The sequence below is a fragment of the Kordia sp. E genome (assembly GCF_056033805.1).
In genome coordinates this window covers 117,136-143,284 of the sequence record NZ_JBRASR010000002.1, presented here as the reverse complement: position 1 = coordinate 143,284, position 26,149 = coordinate 117,136, and the positions used below count along the sequence as shown (strand labels likewise).

29 protein-coding genes are annotated in these 26,149 nt (G+C 32.4%); 8 read left to right on the top strand and 21 right to left on the bottom strand.

Going from position 1 to position 26,149, the window contains the following annotated elements:
• Positions 1–21: 21 nt before the first annotated feature.
• Together ACUUYC_RS03440 and ACUUYC_RS03435 are read right to left on the bottom strand one after the other, a co-directional pair.
• A complete protein-coding gene (locus tag ACUUYC_RS03440) occupies positions 22–438 on the bottom strand; it encodes a YeeE/YedE family protein (RefSeq protein ID WP_474263870.1) in 417 nt (138 codons plus the stop codon).
• A gap of 3 nt (positions 439–441) precedes the next feature.
• On the bottom strand, positions 442–999 hold the full coding sequence (locus ACUUYC_RS03435; protein WP_474263868.1) for a YeeE/YedE family protein: 558 nt from the start codon (positions 997–999) through the stop codon (positions 442–444).
• A gap of 136 nt (positions 1,000–1,135) precedes the next feature.
• On the opposite strand from ACUUYC_RS03435, the gene ACUUYC_RS03430 reads away from it, so the two are divergent.
• Positions 1,136–2,917 carry an aminopeptidase P family protein gene (locus ACUUYC_RS03430; protein WP_474263866.1) on the top strand — a complete coding sequence of 594 codons (1,782 nt, stop codon included), beginning with the start codon at positions 1,136–1,138 and terminating at the stop codon, positions 2,915–2,917.
• Here ACUUYC_RS03430 and ACUUYC_RS03425 read toward each other — a convergent pair.
• The 4 genes from ACUUYC_RS03425 to ACUUYC_RS03410 form a co-directional block, all read right to left on the bottom strand.
• Positions 2,910–3,980: a proline racemase family protein gene (locus ACUUYC_RS03425; protein WP_474263864.1), complete on the bottom strand. Its 1,071-nt coding sequence runs from the start codon at positions 3,978–3,980 to the stop codon at positions 2,910–2,912. The two genes, ACUUYC_RS03430 and ACUUYC_RS03425, sit on opposite strands and share 8 nt — an antisense overlap.
• Positions 3,973–4,932 (bottom strand): bifunctional Delta(1)-pyrroline-2-carboxylate/Delta(1)-piperideine-2-carboxylate reductase, encoded by a 960-nt coding sequence (lhpI, locus tag ACUUYC_RS03420; RefSeq protein WP_474263862.1) that lies wholly within the window; start codon positions 4,930–4,932, stop codon positions 3,973–3,975. The genes ACUUYC_RS03425 and lhpI overlap by 8 nt, the downstream gene beginning before the upstream one ends.
• A 211-nt stretch (positions 4,933–5,143) precedes the next feature.
• Entirely contained in the window at positions 5,144–6,181 is a 1,038-nt protein-coding gene (gene cydB / locus ACUUYC_RS03415; RefSeq protein WP_474263860.1) for a cytochrome d ubiquinol oxidase subunit II, read from the bottom strand.
• 2 nt (positions 6,182–6,183) lie between these two features.
• The gene (locus ACUUYC_RS03410; RefSeq protein ID WP_474263858.1) at positions 6,184–7,569 is read right to left on the bottom strand and encodes a cytochrome ubiquinol oxidase subunit I; all 1,386 of its coding nucleotides are present in this window, start codon (positions 7,567–7,569) and stop codon (positions 6,184–6,186) included.
• Between the two features lie 224 nt (positions 7,570–7,793).
• Between ACUUYC_RS03410 and ACUUYC_RS03405 the strand changes: the two genes are divergently transcribed.
• Positions 7,794–8,390: a class I SAM-dependent methyltransferase gene (locus ACUUYC_RS03405; RefSeq protein WP_474263856.1), complete on the top strand. Its 597-nt coding sequence runs from the start codon at positions 7,794–7,796 to the stop codon at positions 8,388–8,390.
• Between the two features lie 2 nt (positions 8,391–8,392).
• Here the strand turns inward: ACUUYC_RS03405 and ACUUYC_RS03400 are convergent, their stop codons facing one another.
• The 4 genes from ACUUYC_RS03400 to ACUUYC_RS03385 all read right to left on the bottom strand — a co-directional run bounded on the left by ACUUYC_RS03400 (position 8,393) and on the right by ACUUYC_RS03385 (position 11,967).
• A complete protein-coding gene (locus tag ACUUYC_RS03400; protein ID WP_474263854.1) occupies positions 8,393–8,737 on the bottom strand; it encodes a rhodanese-like domain-containing protein in 345 nt (114 codons plus the stop codon).
• A gap of 128 nt (positions 8,738–8,865) precedes the next feature.
• Complete coding sequence (locus ACUUYC_RS03395) at positions 8,866–10,272, bottom strand: MBL fold metallo-hydrolase (RefSeq protein ID WP_474263852.1); 1,407 nt, start codon at positions 10,270–10,272, stop codon at positions 8,866–8,868.
• A gap of 191 nt (positions 10,273–10,463) precedes the next feature.
• Positions 10,464–11,261, bottom strand: coding sequence for a sulfite exporter TauE/SafE family protein (locus ACUUYC_RS03390; RefSeq protein ID WP_474263850.1), 798 nt, complete (start codon positions 11,259–11,261; stop codon positions 10,464–10,466).
• A gap of 70 nt (positions 11,262–11,331) precedes the next feature.
• A complete protein-coding gene (locus ACUUYC_RS03385) occupies positions 11,332–11,967 on the bottom strand; it encodes a Crp/Fnr family transcriptional regulator (RefSeq protein ID WP_474263848.1) in 636 nt (211 codons plus the stop codon).
• A 183-nt stretch (positions 11,968–12,150) separates the two neighbouring features.
• On the opposite strand from ACUUYC_RS03385, the gene ACUUYC_RS03380 reads away from it, so the two are divergent.
• Positions 12,151–12,693 carry a hypothetical protein gene (locus ACUUYC_RS03380; RefSeq protein WP_474263846.1) on the top strand — a complete coding sequence of 181 codons (543 nt, stop codon included), beginning with the start codon at positions 12,151–12,153 and terminating at the stop codon, positions 12,691–12,693.
• Positions 12,694–12,706: 13 nt separating this feature from the next.
• On the opposite strand, the gene ACUUYC_RS03375 is transcribed toward ACUUYC_RS03380, so the two are convergent.
• The 8 genes from ACUUYC_RS03375 to ACUUYC_RS03340 form a co-directional block, all read right to left on the bottom strand.
• The gene (locus ACUUYC_RS03375; protein ID WP_474263844.1) at positions 12,707–12,883 is read right to left on the bottom strand and encodes a hypothetical protein; all 177 of its coding nucleotides are present in this window, start codon (positions 12,881–12,883) and stop codon (positions 12,707–12,709) included.
• Between the two features lie 118 nt (positions 12,884–13,001).
• Complete coding sequence (locus ACUUYC_RS03370) at positions 13,002–13,163, bottom strand: Lacal_2735 family protein (protein ID WP_474263842.1); 162 nt, start codon at positions 13,161–13,163, stop codon at positions 13,002–13,004.
• Between the two features lie 223 nt (positions 13,164–13,386).
• Entirely contained in the window at positions 13,387–14,085 is a 699-nt protein-coding gene (locus ACUUYC_RS03365) for a DUF2490 domain-containing protein (protein ID WP_474263840.1), read from the bottom strand.
• Between the two features lie 2 nt (positions 14,086–14,087).
• Positions 14,088–14,714 (bottom strand): carbonic anhydrase family protein, encoded by a 627-nt coding sequence (locus tag ACUUYC_RS03360; RefSeq protein WP_474263838.1) that lies wholly within the window; start codon positions 14,712–14,714, stop codon positions 14,088–14,090.
• Between the two features lie 56 nt (positions 14,715–14,770).
• On the bottom strand, positions 14,771–15,580 hold the full coding sequence (locus ACUUYC_RS03355; protein ID WP_474263836.1) for a universal stress protein: 810 nt from the start codon (positions 15,578–15,580) through the stop codon (positions 14,771–14,773).
• Between the two features lie 27 nt (positions 15,581–15,607).
• On the bottom strand, positions 15,608–17,167 hold the full coding sequence (locus tag ACUUYC_RS03350; protein WP_474263834.1) for a SulP family inorganic anion transporter: 1,560 nt from the start codon (positions 17,165–17,167) through the stop codon (positions 15,608–15,610).
• 189 nt (positions 17,168–17,356) lie between these two features.
• The gene (locus ACUUYC_RS03345; RefSeq protein WP_474263833.1) at positions 17,357–17,686 is read right to left on the bottom strand and encodes a hypothetical protein; all 330 of its coding nucleotides are present in this window, start codon (positions 17,684–17,686) and stop codon (positions 17,357–17,359) included.
• Positions 17,687–18,355, bottom strand: a complete 669-nt coding sequence (locus ACUUYC_RS03340; RefSeq protein ID WP_474263830.1) for a TetR/AcrR family transcriptional regulator — start codon at positions 18,353–18,355, stop codon at positions 17,687–17,689.
• Between the two features lie 230 nt (positions 18,356–18,585).
• On the opposite strand from ACUUYC_RS03340, the gene era reads away from it, so the two are divergent.
• Complete coding sequence (gene era, locus ACUUYC_RS03335) at positions 18,586–19,470, top strand: GTPase Era (protein ID WP_474263828.1); 885 nt, start codon at positions 18,586–18,588, stop codon at positions 19,468–19,470.
• 6 nt (positions 19,471–19,476) lie between these two features.
• Entirely contained in the window at positions 19,477–20,970 is a 1,494-nt protein-coding gene (locus tag ACUUYC_RS03330; RefSeq protein WP_474263826.1) for a choice-of-anchor I family protein, read from the top strand.
• A 128-nt stretch (positions 20,971–21,098) separates the two neighbouring features.
• Here the strand turns inward: ACUUYC_RS03330 and ACUUYC_RS03325 are convergent, their stop codons facing one another.
• Positions 21,099–22,658, bottom strand: coding sequence for a rhomboid family intramembrane serine protease (locus ACUUYC_RS03325; RefSeq protein WP_474263824.1), 1,560 nt, complete (start codon positions 22,656–22,658; stop codon positions 21,099–21,101).
• Between the two features lie 87 nt (positions 22,659–22,745).
• Positions 22,746–23,264, bottom strand: a complete 519-nt coding sequence (locus ACUUYC_RS03320) for a GTP-binding protein (RefSeq protein ID WP_474263822.1) — start codon at positions 23,262–23,264, stop codon at positions 22,746–22,748.
• A 210-nt stretch (positions 23,265–23,474) separates the two neighbouring features.
• Between ACUUYC_RS03320 and der the strand changes: the two genes are divergently transcribed.
• Together der and ACUUYC_RS03310 are read left to right on the top strand one after the other, a co-directional pair.
• Positions 23,475–24,779, top strand: coding sequence for a ribosome biogenesis GTPase Der (gene der / locus ACUUYC_RS03315; RefSeq protein WP_474263819.1), 1,305 nt, complete (start codon positions 23,475–23,477; stop codon positions 24,777–24,779).
• On the top strand, positions 24,780–25,376 hold the full coding sequence (locus tag ACUUYC_RS03310; RefSeq protein ID WP_474263818.1) for a hypothetical protein: 597 nt from the start codon (positions 24,780–24,782) through the stop codon (positions 25,374–25,376).
• A 22-nt stretch (positions 25,377–25,398) separates the two neighbouring features.
• Here ACUUYC_RS03310 and ACUUYC_RS03305 read toward each other — a convergent pair whose 3' ends face one another.
• Positions 25,399–25,602 carry a hypothetical protein gene (locus ACUUYC_RS03305; protein WP_474263816.1) on the bottom strand — a complete coding sequence of 68 codons (204 nt, stop codon included), beginning with the start codon at positions 25,600–25,602 and terminating at the stop codon, positions 25,399–25,401.
• A 206-nt stretch (positions 25,603–25,808) separates the two neighbouring features.
• Here ACUUYC_RS03305 and ACUUYC_RS03300 point away from each other — a divergent pair, with 206 nt between their 5' ends.
• On the top strand, positions 25,809–26,078 hold the full coding sequence (locus ACUUYC_RS03300) for a hypothetical protein (RefSeq protein ID WP_474263814.1): 270 nt from the start codon (positions 25,809–25,811) through the stop codon (positions 26,076–26,078).
• Positions 26,079–26,149: the final 71 nt, after the last annotated feature.

Below are 26,149 nucleotides of genomic sequence, written 5' to 3'. Positions count from 1 at the left end.
CGAATAAAACTTTAAACCTATTTAATGCGGCAATTTATCTTTCAATAAACCATACACAAATGTTCCTAAAAGTGAAGCGAGAATTGTAATAATAATTGGAGAATACCCAGCGCCTATAAGTGTAAACATAGGTCCAGGACATGCGCCAGCTAAAGCCCAACCGAAACCAAACAATATTCCGCCAAAAGCATAACGGGCGAAGCTTTTTTGTTTTGGTGGAAACGTAATCGGCTCACCATAAAATGATTTTATCTTGAAATGTTTAATTAATTGAATACCAATAACTCCTAAAAATAATGCAGTTCCTATAATTCCATACATGTGAAATGAATCAAATCGGAACATTTCATAAATACGATACCAAGAAGCTGCTTCTGATTTAAACATGGTAATTCCGAATACAATTCCTATCAATAAATAAATAAGTGTTCTTTTCATAGTTTAAAAAAGTAAAGGGAAAATTAAATGAATCATGATCAAGCCACCAATGAAGAAGCCTATCACAGAAATTAAAGAGGATAATTGTAAATCACTCAATCCAGAAATGGCATGTCCAGAAGTACAACCACCAGCATAACGAGCACCAAAACCAACGAAAAAACCTCCAATTACTAGCAATACAAGGTTTTTTATATCTGAAAAAACACTTGTAGAAAATAATTGTTCAGGTACATACGTTTCTCCAACGTTTTCAAAACCTAGTTGCTGTAAACTAGTAATCGTTTTTGGGTTTAACGCGACAGAAGTATCAATTGTTAAAAATTGATTTGCAATAAATCCACCAATAATTGCGCCTGAGACAACAACCAAATTCCAACGTTGTGCTTTCCAATCAAACCGAAAAAAAGCTGTTTTACATCCACCGCCGCAAATACTACAAATTGTTCTGAGATTTCCAGACATTCCAAAGTTCTTTCCAATCATGATTAATAAAAACATAACCAATGCAATCATAAAACCCGAAACATACCACGGCCAAGGTTCATAAAACCATTCCATACTTTATCATTTTCAACAAAAAAAAGAAAATCAAATTGTTTCTAAAGTAACTTTGGTTACAGAGAGAGAAAAACAGCGTTAAAAAACTTTGTTTTTAGTTAATAAACTGGTAGTTTGAAACATGAAAATCTAAGCAATGAAGCAACCAATAGACTTACTAAGGAATTATATGGAATTAAAACAGTTAGATGCTGTAATTATTCCATCAGCAGATCCACATCAATCCGAATATGTAGCAGATCATTGGAAGTTGCGAGCTTATTTTTCGGGCTTTACAGGATCAGCAGGAACGTTAGTAATTACTTCTGTAGATGCAGCATTGTGGACAGATTCACGTTATTTTTTGCAAGTAGAATTTGAATGTAAGGATACTGAAGTAATGTTACATAAACAATCTATTCCGCATGCGCCAGAACATATTCCTTGGCTATGTGATATATTGCCTGAAAATGCAGTAATTGGATTGGATTTTTGTCAATTTTCTAAATCTCAGATCGATTATTTAATCGCACATGCCGAACCTAAAAATATTCAATTACAGCATCAAAAAGATTTTGCAGGTGAAATTTGGAAAGACAGACCCAATTTACCAAACTTTCCAGTTGTTATGCATCCACTAGAGTTTAGTGGAGAATCAACAGCATCTAAACTAAAAAAAGTACAATACGAAATAAGCAAGCATACTGCTGATTATTACTTTTTTTCTGCATTAGATGAAATTGCTTGGCTTTTTAACATTCGCTCTCAAGATGTAGATTTTACACCTTTGGTAACTGCTTATGCTTTTGTTGGAAAGACTAAAACATTGTTGTTTTGTGATAAAAATCGTTTCTCAAAAGAAGCAATAGAAACACTTTCGATGTTAGATATTATAGTTGAAAACTATGCTGCTGCTTTTGATGAATTGCCAGTAATTACAAAGGATAAAACGATTATTGCGGATGCAAGTTCAATGAATTATGCAATTTTTAAAAGTTCTCTCGGAAAATGGGTGTTTCAAAATTCAATAGTAAAAGAGTTAAAAGCTATAAAAAATAATATTGAAATTGAAGGAGCAAAAGAATGTATGATAAAGGATGGAGTAGCGCTTACTCAATTTTTTATATGGTTAGAAGAAGAGTTAAAACAACGTACTATTTCTGAGTATGAAATAGGGCAAAAGCTAGAAAGTTTTCGAAAACTTCAAGATCATTATGTAGGAGAATCTTTTGCTGCCATTGTGGGATATAAAGGAAATGGAGCAATCATTCATTATACTGCTCCCGAAAAAGGATCAGCAATGGTTTCTCAAAATGGAATTATACTGATTGATAGTGGAGCGCAATACAAAAATGGTACAACAGATATTACGAGAACATTATGGCTAGGAGGCGAAGTGCCACAAAAAATTAGAACAGTATACACTTCGGTCTTAAAAGGATATATTGAATTAGAACAACTTCAATTTCCGTTAGGAACTATTGGAGTACAACTAGACGCTTTTGCCCGAATGCATTTATGGAAAAATGGACTTAATTATTCACACGGAACTGGTCATGGAATAGGAAGTTTTGGTATGGTGCATGAGCCAGAACAAGGTTTTGCTACGGGTGCTACTACATCTCGAGGAACTACAGAACATCTTCCAAATCAATTAACTACTATTGAACCTGGTTGCTATGTAACCGATGAATTTGGTATTAGAGTTGAAAATATTGTAATATCAAAAATTGCTACAGAAACTGATTTCGGAAAGTTTCTCGAATTTATACCACTAACGCTATGTTACATTGATGTACAATTGATAGATGTGCGTATGCTAACTATTACTGAAAAAGAATGGTTAAACACTTATCATCAACAAGTAGTAACAAAACTTTCTCCACATTTGAACGAGCAAGAAGTTTTATGGTTGAAAACTAAATGCAAGCCTATCTAAAAATAAACCCATCTTTCATCGGATCATTAGGATCAATTATAAAAGTTTGAATTCCTGTGATATGTGCTGTTCCTTCTACTTGCGGAATCACTGCAGCATAAGGTCCATACTCTTTTTCCGTAACTATTGATCCTTTAAAAATAGATCCAGTAATACTTTCAATTGTCATGGTTTCTCCATAGTCTATTTCGTTTCTTTTTTTATGGATAGCCATTCTTCCAGAAACGCCTGATCCAGTTGGACAGCGATCAACTTCTCCTTCTGCAAAAACACATACATTCTTACTATTATTTCCAGATGCTTGTTTGTTATTATCTATAAATATAGTACCGTATAAAAAACTTAAGTCGTTTTCAAACGGATGAAGAATTTCCTTGTCTTGTTCCATAACCGCATTTTTAATAATCATTCCATTAGATATTAACTTACGGTATGAATCAGAAGAAAGATCGAAATCAAAATTATTTTTAGCCATATCTACATATGCATAAAATGCTCCACCATAAGCTAGATCATACGTTATTGTTCCAAGTTCGTCAATTTCTACAGTTCTATCAAGTCCAACGACAAAGCTTGGTACGCAATGAAATTTCACGCCTACAACGTTGTTATTTTGTATTTGAATATATGAAGTAATACGACCACATGGCGCATCAATTTTTAAAATATTTTCTCCTTCTTTGATATCAATCCAATTCATTTCTGCAACCAATGTAGATATAGCGATAATAGCATGACCACACATGGTCGAATATCCTTCATTATGTAAAAAAAGAATTCCAAAATCACCTTCATCATCGTTTGGAGGCGTTAGTATACAACCGTACATATCTGCATGACCGCGAGGTTCAAACATAAGTGCAGTACGCAAATGATCATAATGCTCTTTACAATACCTTCTATATTCCAATACTGAGTTTCCTTGTAATTCAGGAAAACCATCCACAATTACGCGTAATGGCTCGCCTCCAGTATGCATGTCAATGGTTTTAATTTGCAACCAATTTTCTGGTGGTTTAAAATCAGTGTTTTTTAAAATAGTTTGATACGTTTTTTTAGACATTTGAGAATTTTTTAAAATAATAAGTAGCTGCAGCTAAATCTTCCAAAGCATGTCCAACAGATTTAAACAATGTAATCTCAGTGTCAGACAATCTTCCTGTTTTTTCATTAGCACATAGTTCAAATAAATCTGCTTTGATATCTTCTTCTTTTAGGATTTTGGCTTGTAATGGTTGAACAATATCTCCACTTTCTTTTAATCCACCTTGAAAAGTATCTACAAAAACTGAAGCCTTTTGTATTGCCAAATCATCAGACTCTCTCATGTCAGTTCGGTATGCACCTACTAAATCAATATGCTGACCAGCGCGAAGATTTTTGCCTAAAACAAGTGGCGTTTTAGATAAAGTTGCACACGAAATAATAGCTACATCTGAGATTTTTTCTTCAATTGTTTTTATAGGCAAAATAGTAAAGCGTTCATTTTTTAATTCTTCGCAAATGGATGCTGCTTTTGCATAGTTTCTTCCCCAAACAAATACTTCTTTAATAGGTCGTACAGAAGCATGAGCCAAAATTAAGTTTGTAGATAATGCACCTGTGCCAATCATAAGTAAAGATGAAGCATCTTTTTTTGATAGATATGATGAAGCCAAAGCAGAAGCTGCTGCTGTACGTTTGGCAGTTAAACTCTTAGCTTCAAAAATAGCTTTGATTGTTCCTTTGGTTGCGTCTAAATAAATATAAGTTCCATTAATAGAAGGTAAATCAAACTGACTGTTTTCTGGACTAACCGTAACAATTTTCACACCTGCATCTTTACTAGGATTCCATGCAGGCATTAACAATAATGTAGTATCAGTATTCATCTTAGGATTCGGGAAATCGTGATGATGTCTTAGTGGAACAATAGTGTTTTTAGATGCGAAAGCTTGTTGTATTGTGCTGATTAATTCTTTAAATGAAGTATTAGAATTTATAAAAGAACTATCTATTTGAGCAATTTTTTCCATACAAAGTGGAAGATAGTGAAATCTTAAAATTTATTCCAAAAAAGAAAAAATATTACATAATTAGGATAATATAGTATCTATTTGAGATAATATCTGTTTAGTATTGTGAAAAATCACTTCGTCTATGAGATCGTATATTTTTTAAATTCAACATAACGACTACTAACTTTAATCACAAAGGCATAAAAAATAATTGTAAAGCAGGTTTTAATCAATAACTGGTTTCATCTAACAGTACTTTTCCTCTAAATGTTCGATATACGAAATAAGTGTAGCCTAATACTAACGGCGTTCCAATGGCAACAATAATTAACATGTTTTTCATAGAATTCTGTGAAGAAGCCGCATTATAAATGTCAATATTGTATTTGGCATCTACTGTTGAAAATAATAAAGTTGGATACAATTCTATGGCAACTAAAACTAGCATGGAAGCAATTGTAATTGTTGAAAAAATAAACGCGCGTTTGTATCTTTTTTTATTTGCTAATCGTGGTACATTGGCAATAGATAAAAATGTAATTAATGGCGCTATAAATAAAATTGGATTTGCTTTAAAATCATCTGATAAGTGTGGAATGTATAATAAAGTGTATAAGGTTGTAATTCCAAAAAATACCATAAATAATATCATTCCTTTTTTCATCAAAATGGTCAATTTTGCAAATAATCTTCCTTCAGTTTTTAATAATAAATAAATCGCACCATGTGTCATAAATAGAAACAAAGTTGTAAAACCTGTAAGTAGTGAGTATGGATTTAGGAACTCAAAAAATCCTGCACCTTGATATTGATAGTTTTCACCAACTGCGATTCCTTGCAATACATTTCCGAGAACAACTCCAAGTAAAAATGCTAGCATAATACTCGAAACACTATAAATAACATCAAACATTGTTCGCCACCAAGTCCATTCTTCTTTTCCACGAACTTCTATAGAAATTCCTCTGAGAATTAAGAAGACTAAAAACAACATAAACGGAATGTACATTCCTGAAAGAAACGTTGCGTACATTACAGGGAAACCAGCAAATAAGGCGCCACCACCAATAACAAGCCAAACCTCGTTTCCATCCCAAACAGGTCCAACGGCATTCATAGCAATACGTCTACTATGATCTTTTTTGAAAAACAAATGCCAAGCGCCAGCTCCAAAATCGAAACCGTCTAAAATTGCATAACCAGAGAATAAACCTCCAATTACTAAAAACCACCATGTGGGATAATCTAAGCCTAAAAAAGTTTCCATATCTAATTTCCTGTTACTACTTGTGTGATTTCTTTAGTTAAAGGTCTGTCATTTTCTTCATCTTCTGAAGTTTCATATGGTCCGTGTTGAATTTTTTTATTCAGAAGATAAATGAACAGTAAGAATAACATGCTATACACAATCAAGAATAGAATCAACGAAAACAATATTTGATTATCAGTAACTGCTTGTGAAAACGCTTGATTGGTTCGTAAATGCCCATATACAACCCAAGGTTGTCGTCCCATTTCGGCTGCAAACCATCCTGTTTGATTCGCAATTTGTGGTAAAATTGCAGCAAAAACAAACGTCCACAGTACCCACTTTTTTTCAAAGAGTTTTCCTTTCCACCATAAAAACACACCGTATAGTGATAAAGCAATCAGCATCATTCCAATTGCAATCATAATATGATAAAACTGAAATACAGCGTTAATTTGTCCAGGTCTGTCTTCTTCCGGAAAAGCATTTAAACCTGTTACAGGAGCTTCTGTATCATAGTGTAATAAGAACGAAAGTCCGCCAGGAATTTTTATACCTGTAACTTCTTGCGATTCTTTATCAACCCAACCAAACAAGTACATGTCTGCGGGCGCACTTGCTTCAAAATGTCCTTCCATAGCGGCTAGCTTTGCAGGTTGATTCACGGCAACTCCATCTGCAGATCTGTGTCCTGTAAACAATTGCGCTAATGAAAATATTGCTGCAACTGTCAATGCAATTTTAAAAGCAGGTTTTGATATTTCTACAAATTTATTTTTAATTATATAATACGCATGTACACTTAACACTAAGAAAGCACCAGCCAACAATGCGCCAAGCCACACATGTGATATTCTATCTACACTTGATGGATTAAAAACCATTGCCCAAAAATCTGTGATTTCAGCACGTGCATTCAATCCTTCGCCAACAATATGATAACCTGCAGGTGTTTGTTGCCAACTGTTTGCAACAACAATCCAAACAGCAGAAAACATAGAGCCTAGAAATACACCAATAGTTGATACTAAATGTACCCAAGGTTTAACACGATTCCAACCGAATAATAAAACTCCAAGAAATCCACTTTCTAAGGCAAAAGCAAAAATTCCTTCTGCTGCTAAAGCACTTCCAAAGACATCACCAACATATCGTGAATAAACCGCCCAGTTGGTTCCGAATTCGAATTCCATGACTATTCCGGTGACAACACCAATACCAAAAGTAAGCGCAAAGATTTTTGTCCAGAACTTTGCTAAAATATGGTATTGCTTGTTTTTGGTACGCATGTAAGCGCTTTCAAAAATGACCATTAAAAGTCCTAAGCCGATACTTAAAGGTGGATAAATGTAATGAAATGCAATAGTGAAGGCAAATTGGATTCGAGCAAGAATTTCTGTATCCATAAAGGAGAGTTTTGATATTACAAAGATACATTACAAAGCCCAGATTTACAGGCGATTTGAGTTACATAAAACATTTTTTTAATAATTATTTTTTACGTATATTATACTATATAAAATAGTGAATTTTAATGAATAAGGTCTGTTTTTTTGAGAAGTATTTATAACGCAAAAGGAATTATTTTTGTCGATATAAAAATGATATCTTGGTTTAAATTTTTTATGAGATGAAACAGCAGGTATTAACCGAAATTTTAGGGAATGCAGATATTTATTTGATCGATCAAATTTTAAAAGGTCGTTATCAAACGAACGATCTTATTTTAGATGCAGGTTGTGGAACTGGACGAAACTTGCACTATTTCCACGAAAGTGGTTTTACATTTTATGCAATTGATACAAACGAGACATATATTGAAAATCTTCAAATGCGTTATCCAAAATTGTCTAAGAATTTCAAGGTTGCTGCATTAGAAAAAATATCGTTTTCAGGCAATACTTTTGATCATATTTTGTGTAATGCCGTGTTACATTTCGCGCAAAGCGAAATACATTTTAAAGCAATGTTTTCTGAGTTGGTTCGTGTATTAAAAAAAGGAGGAAGTTTATTTATACGCATGACTTCTGATATTGGTGTTGAAGGTAGAGGAACGCTTTTGCAAGAAGGAGTTTATTTTTTGCCTGATGAATCCAAACGTTTCTTATTAACTCGTAGTTTGTTAAATGAACTCATGGAAACACATCAACTTTCATTCTTAGAAAATGTAAAAAGCACAAATGTGAACGATTTACGAAGTATGACTACGCTAGTTTTATCAAAGTAATATTACTTCCAAGCTTTAAAACCACCTTTGAGATCATATATTTTTTTAAAACCTATTTTGAGTAATTTCTTCGCAGTTCGTTGGCTTCGATTTCCTGAACGACAATATAAATATACAGGTCTTTCTCTGTCAAACCCTGCAAAGTTTTCATTGAAGTTGGCACGATCAAAAAAGTCAATATTTACAGCATTTTCAATGTGTCCACCTTTGTATTCTAATCCTGTTCGGACATCTGCTAATTGTACCTTTTCAACTGTAATAGCCTCTTTAAATGCTGTGGCATCTAAAATTTCTATAGTGTCTGAAGACGCGGCTTTTTTGCCAAATAAAGTGTTTATAAAAGACATATTTTAGGTTTAAGATAGTATCTCAGTCGTAAAAATAATGTTGTTCTTTCTTTGATAAAGTAACTTTGGTTACATACACTAAAAAAACAGCTTAAAAAGTATTCTTTTTAGTGTATGTATACCTAAATTTATAAACTTGAAGGACAGGCAAATTCTGAAACAGGAATTTTAGTTTCTTTGATAGCCTTAAAACCGCCTTCTACATTGATAACATTATGAATGCCTCTACTTTTTATAATTGAAGCAGCAATAACACTTCTATATCCGCCAGCACAATGCAGGTAGAATGTTTTCTCTTTTGGAAATTCAGCAAGGTGATTATTGATGTAATCCAAAGGTGTGTTTTTTGCATTCAGAATATGTTCTGCATTGAATTCACTTTCTTTTCGCACATCAAAAATTGGGAGTTCGTCATGAAAATCTTCATTGAATTTTTCGGCTGCGACCGAACTCATTGTATCATATTCTTTAGAAGCTTTTTTCCAAGTATCAAATCCGCCTTGTAAATAACCAAGTGTATGATCAAAACCTACTCTCGATAATCGTGTGACTGCTTCTTCTTCACGACCTTTAGGAGTTATTAATAGAATTGGTTGTTGAATATCTGCAATTAACGCGCCAACCCAAGGAGCAAAACTTCCGTCTAGTCCTATGAAAATTGAACGCGGAATGTGCCCTTTTACAAAATCATCCTGATGACGAACATCTAAAACGATTGCATTTGTATCGTTAGCAATAACTTCAAATTCTGTTGGAGATAAAGATGTTGTACCACGTTTTATAATTTCTGATATGTCATCATAACCTTCTTTGTTGAGCCTTACATTTTCAGGGAAATAATTTGGCGGTGGTAATAAGCCATCAGTCACTTCTTTGATAAATTCTGCTCGTGTCATATCTGATCTTAATGCATAATTGACTTTCTTTTGGTTTCCAAGTGTGTCAATCGTTTCTTTCATCATGTTTTTCCCACAAGCAGAGCCAGCACCATGCGCAGGATATACAATCACATCATCTGCTAAGGGCATTATTTTTTCGCGTAAGCTATCATATAAATGACTTGCTAAATCTTCTACAGTTATTTCACCTATCTTTTGAGCTAAATCTGGTCTTCCAACATCTCCTAAAAACAAAGTGTCACCACTAAATAACGCATGATTTTTTCCATTTTTATCACGTAATAGATATGAAGTGCTTTCCATTGTATGACCTGGCGTATGTAATGCAATAATAGTAATGTCTCCTAAACGAAACTCTTGATTGTCTTCTGCAATTATTGCTTTAAACGAAGGTTTTGCGTTTGGTCCATAAACAATAGGAGCGCCAGTTTTTTTAGCAAGCGTTACATGTCCGCTGACAAAATCTGCATGAAAATGCGTTTCAAAAATATATTTTATAGAAGCATTTTGCTGTTGTGCTTTGTCGAGATATGGTTGTACTTCTCGTAATGGATCAATAATAGCTACTTCACCGTTATTTTCTATGTAATATGCGCCTTGAGCAAGGCAACCTGTATATATTTGTTCTATGTTCATAATGTGTAATTTTAATTTGATATAAAATTACGAAGAGACAAGTTTGTACACAGTAACTAGAGTTACAGATAAACTCTTTTTTTGAAGATATTTATTGCTTCATGGATGTTATAAATATTTAGTGAAAGAATGAAGAAGTTCACATGCTTTTCAACTACGATGTAAATGATAACTATGTAACTAAGAGGTTGTTATTGTTTTACAAAAAACTCCATATAGAAGATGAAGATTGCCATAATAAAGATGAAATAGCCAAAACCTTTTTTGAGTTTTTTTCCGTCGATAAAATTCCCTAAATAACTTCCAATAAAGATTCCAATGAGTGAAATACTAGTGAATATCGCTAAGAATTGCCAATCAATTTTCATGGTTAATGCATCGCCCAAAAAGAAGCCTAATAGAGATTTAAATGCAATGATGATTAAAGAAGTTCCAACGGCAACTTTCATGTCTACATTTGCTAATAAAACTAATGCAGGAATAATAAGAAATCCGCCGCCAGCACCAATCATTCCTGTAACTGCGCCAACAACTAATCCTTCAATTAATATTAATGGATAATTGTATTGAATTGTTCCTGATGCTATTTTTTGTTTGCGTTCTTTTAGCATAGAAAATGCAGCTGGAATCATTAGTATGGCAAATAAACCAAACATTCCCATTCGCCGTGTAAAGTTGAAAGTGCCAACTGTAAATAATACATCTGGTAAAGCAGGAACAACATAGTAACGAACTAGTGTAACACCTATTATTGCCGGAATTCCGAAAACGATTGCGGTACGCCAGTCAACAAATCCTTTTAAATGTTGTTTGAGTCCACCAACAAAAGCACTTGTGCCAACAATAAATAGAGAATATGCAGTAGCCACTTTTTCGTTTACTGAAAATAAATATGCGAGTACAGGAACTGCTAATATAGAGCCGCCGCCGCCAATAAGACCAAGTGAGATTCCAATAACTAAGGCGCTAACATAGCCAAGTATTTCCATAGTTGTTTAAATATTTGTTAGTGCAAAGTACAGTTCATGTAATGACTGTGCAGTAACAAAAGTTACATATTCAGGCTAAATTTATAATTTTAATATGATTTCTATGCAATTCTATGCGACCCATTTGCTCTAATTTTTTTAGAAGTCTTGAAATTACTACTCTCGAGCTGTGTAAATCATAAGCAATTTCTTGATGCGTATTATGAATTGTGTTAGTTTTATTGATACGAACTTTTTCTTTTAGATAATTGAGCAACCGTTGATCCATTTTTTCAAACGCAACACTATCCAGAATATGCAATACTTCATTAAGTCGTGTGTGATAGCTCTGAAAGACGAAATTTCGCCACGATTTGTATTTGGCTGTCCATTCTTCCATTTTTTGTACTGGAACCATAATAAGCGTTGTATCGCGTTCGGCAACGGCTTTTATTTCACTTTTGGTTTGTCCCATGCAGCAATTCATCGTCATGGAGCAAGTTTCTCCTTGTTCTAAATAATACAATAATAATTCGTCACCTTCTTTATCTTCTCGAAGTACTTTAATAGCTCCAGAAATAAGCAGCGGCATTCCACGAACATAATCACCAATTGCCATCATAGTAAACCCAGCAGGAACTTCTTTGTAGGTTCCTACTTGTGCAATTTCGTTCAATAAATCATCTTCAAAAAGATGTCCATAATTGTCTTTAAGTTCTTGAATCATGAAATGCGATTTGAATTTTTAAAACAGTTCCCTTAAAAATACTAAAAGTATTGATGTTGCAAAATTATTGTTTTTATTAAAAAGGGTCAGTAACAAAGGTTACATTTTAAGTAGTATTGTTTTGTAAGAAATATCTTTTAAATAAATTATTTCTTATTTTTAGTGGAACAAAACAACTAGACCATGAGTAAGTTTAAAATTCCTAAAGAAAATTGGAAATCGATACCTGTAAAATCAGCAGAGTTTATTTTAAATGAAAGTAAGGAGTATGTTGATTATACCTTAAAGGCATCTGAAAAAATTACGAATAGGTCATCTTTTTTGATTCTTATTTTAATCACTTTGTTATCTGCTATTGTAGGATATAGTTTTGATAAAGTTATAAATAATGAATTAACTAATATTATTTATATTAACTTCTTTTTTATTTTTACAATCACGTTTCTAATCATTTATTTATCGTTAATTATATTTCCTAAAAAAATAATGGTCAAAGGAAGATTGCCTAGAGAGTTGGCTCAGGAACGCTTCTTAATCATCCCAGAGTTAAGTGAAAAAGAAAGTTATCTCATGTTCATTATACAAGAAATTGAAAACTCTCAAATCAAAATAGATTTTAATCTTAAACAAAATAGAAAATTAGGAAATAAGATGAAAAATGTAATGTATGCAATTGTAATATTGTTACCTATATACTTGATTATAGCTTTTTTATTAATTAGTTAAGTTTTATTTCTTTTTAAAAACCACCAGGTTTTATAGATTCTTCGCTTTCTGGGAAGTCTGGGAATTTAGTTTTAGGATCAACAGTGTTATCGCCTTCAGACGCTTCACTTTGAGGGAATTCTGGAAAAAAATCCTCCTCTTTTTTAGTTTCTTTTAATTCTTCTGACTTATCTTCTTTATCAAAACTCATGTTTATAAGTAAATTTAGTAGTTAATTTTCTTACATAAATATAGCTATTTCTATTTTAACACAAAATAGTTAACTGAAGTGTTGGAGTTTTTTGTATTATGATTTGTTGTTGAAGTATTTACAACGCTTCAATTTGTTTCATAACAGCTTCTGCTTCGGCCGTTTTTTGATCACTGAGCTTTCTGTTTGAAGAGGAAAGGTTGAATGCTTGCTTTGTCAATTTTTTATATTGATCGTAGAGTTTTTCTTTTACTGATTTTTTCTTAAATATCCCGAACATAATTTTCTTTTTCTTAGTTTTTAAGCACTGTAAAGATACGACTTAAAAGCTGCGTTTACTAGCATATGGCTTTGTTGACGCCATAGTTTATTATTATTTTAACAGCAACTGTTAAAATATTTTAAATTAATACGTTATAAAATTATATAGAGCAAAAAACCATATCGTATTGATATGGTTTTTTGTGCATTTTTGTAATACTAAAGAAATAAACTAACTGTCTTTATTTCTTTATCTCTTTTTGTTTTTTACGCAAATCTGTATTGTACACAACACTAAATTGTAAATATCCTTTTCCAGTGGTACGCACACGTTGATAGAGCATTCCAGATTGAAGGTTTAGGTTTTTATTTAGCTGATATCCAATGCCGCCATACAAACGATTTCTATCGAATAATTCTTCTTGTCCATTAACAAAAATTTCATTGTATACACCAAAGAAAAACGTTCCAGTTTCTATGACAGGTTTGTTTACAGGAATAAATAACATCAATCGGTAACGAAAACGAGTTTTAAAATCATCTTCAACCCAACGTTGTTCGGCTCTGTAGCGATGTTCAAATTTTACACGTCCTAGTTTATTATTTGTAATTAACTGCTGCCAAATACGGTGTTCTTCCGTTTCTGGACTATCACGTTCACTGTCGTACGCAAAACTACCAATGTATGCATAACCAGCAGTTGCAAAGGCATTTTTTGCAAAGTGATAATTCAACCCAGTACGTAATAACCATTGTTCCGTATTATTTGGAAAAACAGTATGATTACGAAATTGTACTTCCGTATGAATACTAAATTTTTCGCTAATGCGGTTTGACCCAAAATACATGAGCCAATTTCCTGTTTCATCTTGACTCCAGCTCATTAGTGGAATCATGAAAAGCATTAGTACAATGATTTTCTGTTTTATACTAAATTTCATTTCTATAAAAATGTTACTTTACCATTGCTGATATCATACATTCCACCAACAATTTTAATTTCCCCATTTTCTTCTTGTTCAGCTAAAACAGGACTTTGCTTGCGAATGTTTTCAATTGTCATTTCTACATTTTTAACAGCTACATTGTTTACAAAATCTATGTTTTTAGAATTACGAATACTTTCGTCTGTTGGCTCAGTTACAGCTTCTACAGCAGGTTCAATTTTGTTAATCAATGCTGTTAAGTTTCCAAGTCGTGCATGATCACAAGCTCCTTTTACAGCTCCACATGCAGTATGTCCAAGTACAACTACTAATTTTGTTCCAGCTAGTTTACAAGCAAATTCCATGCTTCCTAAAATGTCTTCATTGACAAAGTTTCCAGCAACACGAACACTAAAAATATCTCCAATTCCTTGATCAAAAATTAATTCTGAAGAAACTCTAGAATCAATACAACTCAATATCGTAGCAAATGGATATTGTCCTGTACTTGTGTCTGAAACTTGATCTAATAGATCGCGAGTTACTTGTGTATTTTGCATAAACCTTTCGTTTCCATCTATTAATGCTTGTATAGACGAATCAGGAGTCATTACCGCTTGTGTTTCTTTTGTTTGTGCTTTCATATAGTTTTGTTTAATTCTAGATTTTTGTTGTTAATATTTATATTAATCTATACCGTTTATGATTGTAATTGTATAGCAGGTGAATTCTTTACAATTAAAATTGGTACATTAATTTTATGGATGGCTTCTTTTATATTTGATGTAATATTTTTAAAGAGCGAATTTTCCTTTGTTTGATGGTTTACACACAACAAACCAATATTATTTTTGGAAACATAGGCTGCAATATTGTCCATAACATTAGAAGTGCTTTCGAATTCGTAAGTTATAACATTTTCTGATTTTTTATTTGGCGCAGTGCCTACATGAAATTGCTTAATAGGGTTTTTAATATGTCTTTGCAGCTCTGTAGTAATACCTTGTGGTAAATCGGCTGTGGTAGTATTTAACAACCCTAAAGACATTGTTTCTGTAGTTTGAATAGTGTTCTCTTTTCCAGAAATTAATACAGATCCATTAAAGTTTTTCAAAATAAATTTAGTAAAACTATCTCCTAAAAACCGCACGAATTTTGGTGTGCGTTTCCCAAGTACAATAATATCAGGGTTCAAGTTTTCAATTTCGTCAAGTACTTCACTTTTTAAGTTACCCAAGCGAAAATTTGCGTTTATTTTGATGTTTTCTTTTTGAGAAATTTCACGAACCAACGTTTTTAATTTATGTTTCGCTTTACTGCGTTCTTCATCAATTGTTCGGATTGCTGAATGTTGATTATCAGATTCAACGACCTCTGAAGGTTTTAATACATGGAAAACGTCAATACTTCCGTTGACAATCTTTGCAAGATTTACAGCGTTATCTATAGCTTCTGCAGCTGATTTAGATAGGTCAGTTAAAACAAGTAATTTATATTTTTGGTTGTGCATGATGCTCAATTTTAAAGTTAAAAAATGTTAGGCACTTTTTGGCCTAAGTTTGAAAAATTCAATGAAACTCTTTGGGTTTTCTACTGTTCCGCGCTCAGAAATCAATCGAATGTCAATGTTTCTGTTACGTGCTTTTTCTGAGAAATCTTCCAATATTTCAATAATATCACTATCTAAGAAACGTGTTTTACGTACATCCAATTCTAGGAATGTCTCTCTTGGTAAACTGTCTAATTCTTTTAAAATAGCTCCTTTGTTAAAGAAAGTTACTTCTTCAGCGAAAGTCATTTTAATTTTATGTTTTCCGTTACTTTTATCTTCAATATGTAAGAAGTGTGAATTTTGGAAACTTTTAATTAAGATTACTACAATTCCAACTGCTAAACCTAATCCAATTCCCCATAATAAATTGATAAAAACAATTCCTAAAACAGTTACGATAAAAGGTACAAATTGTTTCCATCCAGCATTCCATATATTTATAAAAGTAGACGGTTTAGCTAATTTGTATCCAACAATAAGTAATACAGCGGCTAATACAGAAAGTGGAATTTTATTAAGGATTGTAGGAATTAAAATCACTGAAATTAACAAGAAAAAACCGTGAATAATCGCTGACATTTTGGTACGTCCACCTGATTGAATATTTGCAGAGCTTCGCACAATTACTTGTGTAATTGGTAATCCTCCAATTAATCCAGAAATTACGTTTCCTGCACCTTGTGCTACTAATTCTCTATTCGTAGGTGTTACACGTTTTAAAGGATCTATTTTATCAGTTGCTTCTACACACAATAAAGTCTCTAAACTTGCAACTAAAGCGATAGTAAACGCAGTAATGAGTACTTCAGGATTTGTAATAGCTGACCAATTTGGAAATTGAAATTGACCTAAAAAGGAGTTCATACTTTCTGGTACAGGAACATTTACTATGTTTTTATCGGCAATAGCAAAGGTTTCTGAATCTCCAAGAAATACATAAAATAAAATTCCGACTACTACAGCAACTAAAGGTCCTTGAACCAATGAGAAAAACTTTGCTTTTTTCATTAAAAAAGTCCAGGCAATCAAGATTACTAATCCGATTACAGCAATAAGTGTATTTCCTAAACTGATTTCATTAAACGTTTTAGCTATTGCTGTAAATGTACCTTGGCCTTTTGGAGGAATATATCCAAAGAAGTAAGGTATTTGTTTTAAAATAATAATTATACCAATACCTGTAAGCATTCCTTTAATAACGGAAGAAGGGAAAAAGTATCCAATAATTCCAGCTCTCAGTATACCCAATAGCATTTGAATAACTCCACCTAATACAACTGCAACTAAAAAGTTTTCAAAACCAAGTGAACCAATAGCTGTTAAGACAATAACTGCTAACCCTGCTGCAGGACCACTCACTCCAATTTGAGATTTGCTAATAATTCCTACAACAACTCCTCCAATAATACCAGAGATTAAACCAGAAAAAGGAGATGCCCCACTGGCTACAGCAATTCCTAAACATAATGGAAGTGCAACAAAGAATACGACAATACTTGCGGGGAAATCCGCTTTTAAATTTTTAAAAGGATTGGAACTATTCATGATAATAATAATTTGTTCAATTGAAAAGAAAACGCACAAAATGCACGATTTCAATTCGTTGTTAGCTATTTTTTTGTTTTTTATATGAAAATGTAAGAAGTATGCTCCATCACTATTTTTATAATGAATGGAGAACAATTCTTAACGTACTTTTTATAATCAAGTACGTTATATGGTGAGTATTATATATTATATTAATTCAGGCGGTGGAATTAATATTTCAAGGTTATGACTAACACTTGATTTGGGTACATAAAAATGTACATTGTAATTATTGAAATCTGTATCAACTAATGAGAAACTAGTTGCATATGGTTTTACTTTTTTACCTTCTTCAGTATTTTCTTCTGTATCTTCTTTGTCAGCATCATCTTCCCAATCAATATCTACCATTTCATAGTTTGATGTGGAAGAATCAGAAAAAATCTCTGAAATTGGTTGTAATATCATTACACACAAAACCAACACAAAAGAAATGTGTTTAAAAATATTGAATATGTGTGAATCTTTGTATGACATTTATTTGATTACTTTAAAAACTAAATCAGTATAAAACTTTACAATAACATTTTCGCCTTCTTTTACATCTGTTAAAGCCGGTAAATGTTCTGAAAAATAACGTTGGTTGTGAGCTCCTTCAATAACTGTTGAAATTAACATATGAGGAAATTCAAAACTTGGATTAATATCGGTAACAAAATTACTGACACGTTCTACAACACGTTTGTATACTTTATAATATCCTTTTTCATTTTCAGAATCAACCTTTTTTGTATGATACGCTTTTGAAGATTCTGCGATGATAATTCTATTCAAGATTACTTCATTGATATATGAGAACGAATTGTCAACATTTACTTTTCTAGTTAAAATATTAATTGCTGAAGAAAGCTTTTCTTCTTTCGATTGTACATTGGTTGTAGCAAAAACTAATTTGTATTCAACCCAACTCCAATACCAGCAATTTAAATACACTAAAAGCATGTGTTTGCTTTCAAAATAACGATAAATAGAACTTTCGTTAGAACCAATGGATTGTCCTAATTTTTTAAATGTAAAACATTCAAATCCTAATTCATCAATCATTTCAATACTTCGCGATACAATTTTCTTCCCTAGTTCCGAAGATTCAGGATTTTTAGTGTAAAGCTCTTTATTTATGACAATATGTATCTGTAAGTTTTCCATACTACTTAATGCAAATATAATAGTAATACTATTAAAAAATAAAAGTTTAACTATTTTTTTAGAAAAAAGGAAAGAATGTATGCTGAAGTACTATGGAAAGCCTTAAAACACAATGCTTTTAAAACGATAACAACTGCAATTATTATGAAATAATACGTACTTTTGCCACCGAATGACAAGTGTAAAAATGCAATAATGCAATTATTTATACTTGATGACCATAAAAATACATGACACACAAAGCAGGATTTGTAAACATCATTGGAAACCCAAATGTTGGAAAATCAACATTGATGAACGCCTTTATTGGTGAAAAACTTTCAATTATTACTTCGAAGGCGCAAACAACACGCCATCGAATTTTAGGAATTGTCAACGGAGATGATTTTCAAGTAATACTATCAGATACACCAGGAATTATAAAACCAGCTTACGAATTACAATCATCGATGATGGGGTTTGTGAAATCGGCATTTGAAGATGCAGATGTGTTAATTTATATGGTTGAAATTGGTGAAAAAAGTCTAAAAGACGAAGCATTCTTCGATAAAATTATCAACTCTAAAATTCCAGTATTATTACTTTTAAATAAGATAGATAAATCTTCGCAAGAAGAATTGGAAACACAAATGGAATTGTGGAAAGAAAAAGTGCCAACTGCAGAAATTTATCCAATCTCAGCATTGGAAAACTTCAATGTAACCGAAGTCTTTTCAAGAATCTTAGAGTTGCTTCCAATGTCGCCTGCATTTTATCCGAAAGATCAATTGACAGACAAACCTGAACGTTTCTTCGTTAACGAATCTATTCGTGAAAAAATCCTTGTCAACTACAAAAAAGAGATTCCATATGCTGTTGAGGTAGAAACAGAAGAATTTTTTGAAGAAGAAAATATCATTCGTATTCGTTCCGTAATTATGGTAGAGCGTGAAACCCAAAAAGGAATTATTATTGGGCACAAAGGAAGCGCATTAAAAACGGTTGGAATACAGGCTCGAAAAGACTTAGAGAAATTCTTTGGAAAACAAATTCATATTGAACTTTACGTAAAAGTAAATAAAAACTGGCGTAGCAATGCGAAGCAATTACGTCGTTTTGGTTACAATAATAAATAATACATAATGCAAAAAGTACTCGGTCTATTTTTTACACTTTTGATAATTGGTTGTGCCTCAAAACCAACAAATAAAACCTCTGAAACTACTAAAGTTTCTTATGTAAATACCATTAATGCTGGTGGAATAAATGCTGTCGAAATTACTGCGTATTGTGCAAAAACAAAGCGTTTATTTTCCGCAAGTACGTTGCATAAAGGTGTATTAGTTTATGATATAACCGATGTTAGTAATCCCCAAAAAATAGCAACTATTGATATTTCTCAATATGGAGGAAATGTAAATAGCGTGGCAACTAATAATGGAAATGTTGCGATGGCTGTAGAAAATACTAATCGACAAGAACATGGTTTTATTGTTGTGTATGATACAGAGAAATTGAAAGAAGTAGAAGTTCATTTTGCAGATGCTTTGCCAGATATGGTAGCATATTCACCAGACGGAAATTATATTATTTCAGCAAATGAAGGAGAGCCAAATGATGATTATTCTATTGATCCAAACGGTTCGGTTACAATCATTGATAAAAAAAATAATATAGTTACCACTTTAGGTTTTGAATTATATGATGATAAAATAAAGGAACTAGAAGAAAAAGGATTGCGAAGTTTTGGTAAAAATGCAACGTTTTCAAAAGATGCTGAACCTGAGTATTTAACGATTTCAAAAGACGGAACAACTGCTTGGGTAATTTTACAAGAAAATAATGCAATTGCTGAAGTAGATATCATCAATGCAGAACTTACCGATGTATTTCCATTAGGTGTAAAAGATTTTAGCTTGCCTGAAAATGCCTTAGATGTTAGTGATCAAGATGGTAAAATACAGTTTAGAACATGGAAAAATCTAAAAGGGTTTTATTTGCCAGATGCAGTTACAAATACTAAAATAGATGGTGCCACGTATATTATTACTGCAAATGAAGGCGATTCAAGAGACTATGCTGGGTTTTCAGAAGAAGTGCGTGTCTCTGAAATAAAACTAGATCCTACCGCATTTCCTAATGCCGCAGTATTACAAAAAAATGATCAGTTAGGTCGTTTAAAAGTAACAATTACAAAAGGTGATATTGATAATGATGGCGATTATGATGAATTGTACATGTTTGGAACACGTTCATTTTCTATTTGGAATACTAAAGGTAATTTAGTGTATGATAGTGGAAATGATATCGCAAGGCAAACACAGATAAATGCAAAAGCATTCAATCAAAATGATACACGAAGTGATGATAAAGGTTCGGAACCAGAAGCCTTAGCAACATTAAAACTAAAAGGAAAAACATTACTTTTTGTTGGTTTGGAACGCACAAGCGGTGTATTGATGTATGATATTTCTAACCCAAAACAACCTGTATTCTTAGAGTGGATTAATCATGAAGGCGACATTTCTCCAGAAGGATTATTTGTGATTCCGGCTGCAGAAAGTCCAACGAAAGAAAACATTTTGGTAGTTTCTAATGAAATTAGTGGAACCATAAGTTTGTTTGAAGTGAAGTAAGAAATTCATAAGGTTATGTGATTTTCTGTAATTAAGAAGTAATATTAAAAGTTCACGTAAAACGAATTGACTTAATTTGTTCTTCTAATGAAATGATGTTTTCAGTTTGTTCCATCATATAGTTTCCCTTATTTATATAGACCATGTTTTACTTTCGCTATTAATCCTTCCTTATCCTTTGCGATAAAAAGAATCCCTAAAACAAATCCGCATACTAGTCCACCAACATGCGCGACATTGTCAATTCCACTTGTAATAAACCCTAGCAAAAGATTAAGGCCACCAAAAAATATAAGTACTGACCAAATCATACTTCTCATAGACTTCGGATAAATTTTAAAAACCATAAAAGCTAAGATAATACCAGAGATTCCAAAAATAGCGCCAGAAGCACCAATGCTCACTGTGTTATCATACCAAAATATACTGGAAACACTAGAAAGGCATCCGCAAATTATAAAGGCAATAATTAATTTTGCAGGACTCAGAATCTTTTCTAAAAAGCTATTGTAGACAGCAATTCCGAATAAATTTAATGCCAAATGCATTATTCCACCATGAATAAATATAGATGTAAGTAATCTCCAAACTTCACCATGAAACAATACTTCAAATTTCCTATTTCCGCCAATTTCTAACAATTCATATGCAGTAGGAGAAATAATACTGATACCATTAAAAATCATAATTAAAAATGCTAACAAGTTTAAAAGCAGTAAAATAGCGGTAGCTTTGTGTTTGCCTAATGGATTGAGATAATTTAGTATATCTCTTATGTCATCATCTTTTAACGGTTTATTTTTTTTGAAATTGGCTAATTCTTTTTTATCAATCTTTGGAATTAATACGAACAATAAGATAATTAATGAACCAACTCCAAAAATGATAAAAGCAGCTGAAAGTGAGCTTCCAAATCGATCTTCAAAAGGCTTCCTTTTCGGAATTAAAATAATTTCTTCCTTTTCATCGATAATAGGAATGTTTTTTTTAATTGCTCTTATAAATCCGTCTTTATCATCAGAATAGCCAAGCTTTTCAAAATAGGTAACATCTTTAAAATCATAAGATTCAAAATCTTTTCTGGAAGCACTTAAAAACTGCTGATAAGCTTGTCTTTTTTTCGCTTCACTGTCTTTGTTTCTGAGTCGTATATCATATTGAACGCCGTACCAAGTAAGAGTTGAGTTGTTAAAAGGACAAGCAATATATATGGAAACGTTTAAATCTTCATTATGTCTACCAGAAGTGCGCCTCGATACATAAAAATGATGTAAAGTAGAAGTTATGTCAAACTGATTAATCTTAAAATACTTTTCATTATGAAGTTTTTCTAGCTCAAAACTTGTTTCAACTTCATTTAGACTGTAAGCGCTCTTTTCTAAATATTTCTGACTGATAACCATTGGAATGGTAATTACTACACACATCAGTAGTTGCACAAGAAAATGACCATCACCATTTTTTCCGCGCAAATTTACAATTCGGATGCGTCTGCGAAGCCAGACAAGTATGGGAACCCAAGATAAGGCAATTGGAATCCAAATATTTAATACGTCTTCTTTTAGTGGAATAATACCAAGTTTAATATCGAATAGCCAACGAAAACCATAGTAAAACAGTATAGTTCCTATAGAAACTAATAAAAATGGAATGTATATTTTTTGAAGTTTGGTTTTAATGTTTTGCAATGTGTAGGGATCATGTTTATATATAATATGTGTGTAAATACAAATAGATTTGTTACACTTTAGCTGATGGTAAATATAAAGAAATTGCTAAAAGTTAATTGTCTTATTCAAAAACTGATACAGTTCAATCATCTCAGGTTTTCCAGTAGCTTTTCCCATTCGTCCACCAAAATAAAGCACAAACCATACAAACATCATCAAAACCATCAAACCGATTTGAATACCATACGAGTTTTTCAAAGCAGCATTGGTATATGCCCAAATACCAAACCCGATAAATAAACAAACGACTAAAAAATGAAGGAACATAAAAAATGTCCAAACAGTCGGACTTGGGCCAAACAAACCATGTAACTCACAACTTTGATCGTCAATTTCATCTATTTCTACATGCAATTGTGGAGACCAAAAATGTTGTTTGCTTTTTGGAATCCGAATAAAAACATGATTGTCTATTCGTGAAACAATAAAATCAGTTTGTGTCTTTTTTGAAGCTTCCAAACGATTAAGTACGCCTTCACTAGCATGTGGAATTGTTCGTTTAAACCGTGGACGTAATACAATTTCTTCTCCTAAACTCATTGCTGGTTTTTTTAATGATTCCAAAATACTAGCTTTTGTTTAAACGTGTACTGATAAATATCATGTTACTAATTATGAATCTTTTTTGTCATGTCGAGCGCAGTGAAGATACAATCAAACCGCATAGAACTCAAAACAAGAATATTAAAATTCAAACTTCATACAAAGACTTACTCAATTTTACTTTTTACTCATAAACAGAAAACGTACCTTTGCAGGCACAAAAAGAATGAAATGAGTAATATAGTAGCCATAGTTGGACGTCCAAATGTTGGAAAATCAACCTTGTTTAATCGAATGATCAAGCGTAGAGAAGCGATTGTTGATGCCGTAAGTGGTGTAACAAGAGATAGACATTACGGGAAATCAGATTGGAATGGAAAAGAATTTTCACTAATTGATACTGGTGGATATGTTGTTGGAAGTGATGATGTTTTTGAAAAAGAGATTGATAAACAAGTAGAATTGGCAATTGATGAAGCTGATGCAATTCTTTTTGTAGTAGATGTAGAATCTGGAATTACAGGAATGGACGAAGATGTAGCAAAACTACTTCGTAGAGTTGACAAACCTGTATTATTAGTTGTAAATAAAGTAGATGCAGCAAATCGTTTGCATGATGCTGCCGAATTCTATTCGTTAGGATTAGGTGAGTATTTCCCAATAGCAAGTATCAACGGAAGTGGTACAGGAGATATGTTGGATGCACTTATTGAAGCTTTGCCAGAAGTAGAAGAAGTTGAAGAAGAAAATTTACCACGTTTTGCAGTAGTTGGACGACCAAACGCAGGGAAATCATCGTTGATTAATGCCTTAATTGGTAAAGATCGTTATATCGTAACTGATATTGCAGGAACAACACGTGATTCCATTGATACAAAATACAATCGTTTCGGATTTGAATTCAACCTAGTGGATACTGCTGGAATTCGTAGAAAAGCGAAAGTAAAAGAAGACTTAGAGTTTTACTCTGTAATGCGTTCTATTCGTGCTATAGAACACAGTGATGTATGTTTATTAGTCGTAGATGCTACACGTGGATTTGATGCTCAAGTGCAGAACATATTCTGGTTGGCAGAAAAAAATAACAAAGGAATTGTAATCTTAGTTAATAAGTGGGATTTAGTTGAAAAAGATACATCTACAGTAAAAGAATTTGAACAACACATTCGTCAACAAATAGAACCGTTTACCGATGTGCCAATTGTATTTATTTCGGTATTAACAAAACAACGTATCTACAAAGCGATAGAAACTGCTGTTCAAGTCTACAAAAACAGATCGAACAGAATTTCTACAAGTAAGCTAAACGATGTTATGTTAAACATTATAGAACGTACACCACCGCCAGCATACAAAGGAAAATATGTAAAAATCAAATTCTGTACACAATTACCAACAGGATATCCGCAATTTGCCTTCTTTGCTAACTTACCACAATATGTGCGTGAACCATATAAGCGTTTTGTAGAAAACAAGCTGCGAGAACAATTTGATTTTAATGGAGTTCCCGTAACGGTATATTTCAGGAAAAAATAAATGACAAAAAAAGTATTTCTCATAGCTGTACTCATTGTCAGTCTACTATTAATTGGATTGATGTTATTGGTAGCAGGTATGAGAAGTAACTCTATATTGGATGATTTTTCTAAAATAGAACAAGAATTCAAAAATACAGAAAGTTCTCTTGAAGAAGATTTGAAACAAGAAGAACTTAAAACTTCTATTGAAAAGTATCCCGAAATTATACAGAAATATCAAAAGGCATCTGAAGAATTATTGCAACATATAAAAGCTTTAAAAGAAGACTATATAGCAGATAGCGGTAATTATGAAGAAATGGATGCACATAAAAATGACATTCTCTTCAGTAATAACTCAAATGTATATGCTGAAAAAGGCAAACAGTTTATCGCAAAAATTGAAACATACGAAAATATACTCGCTATTGTACACATAGAATTTCCTAAGACGAAAACGTCATCATCAAAACTACGTAATACAAGCAACAATGAAGATTGGTTAGTATATAACTTTAAAGACTTCCCAGCTATTGCTAATTACACACGATTAACCGCTATGGAAGCAACTATTAAAACAAAACAAAAAGCTATAGCGCTTCTATTTGTAAAATAATTAGTAAAAATTACGATACTTTTTAGTACGGATGTGTTAGTGGATCTACCATGCACTTCCTTGGATCTGCACTACAATTAGGTTGTTCCGAATCTGGACAATTAAGATATGTCGGATTTGTGTTGGTCTCATCATCTAAAGAATTTCCACCGCCTGTTCCTCCAAGCAATTTTTGAGCATTCAAATTTGAAACTAAAATTTTCTTCAATACAAGTTTTTTCTTCATGATATAAAATGTTTTTACGATTTATTCAAATGTACTATATAAGCAGACTTTTTAAAGAAAAAGGTATGCCCATTTATAAATGGGCATACCTTTTTCTTTTTATGCATAAAGCAAATGGTTAATTTTAGTTCAGAATCAACACAATTCAACTGCAGAAACTTTGACTGCAACTACCATTCAAAGTACAGGAATTTAAAAATAATACCATGAAAAAAAGAAATCTTAAAGCAAAACTTTTATTAACCAAAAGTACGGTGTCTAACTTTAAAGCATCAAAAGTAAAAGGAGGAACTGCATTTACTGCACAAGTTAATTGTGATACGTCGCAAATATTTGTATGTCTAAGTGTGGCAAATTGTCCTTCGGCAGGTTGCACAGTAAACTGTACGGTAACATGTCCTTCAAACAACTGCCCAACAGCTATCAGTTGTGCAGAATCTTGTTTCAATGGAATGTGTGAGCCAATGGGACCATAATTCATTGAATAATTCCATTGTCATTTTATGTATTCTAATGGCAATGGAATTATTTCTCAGCATAAAATAGT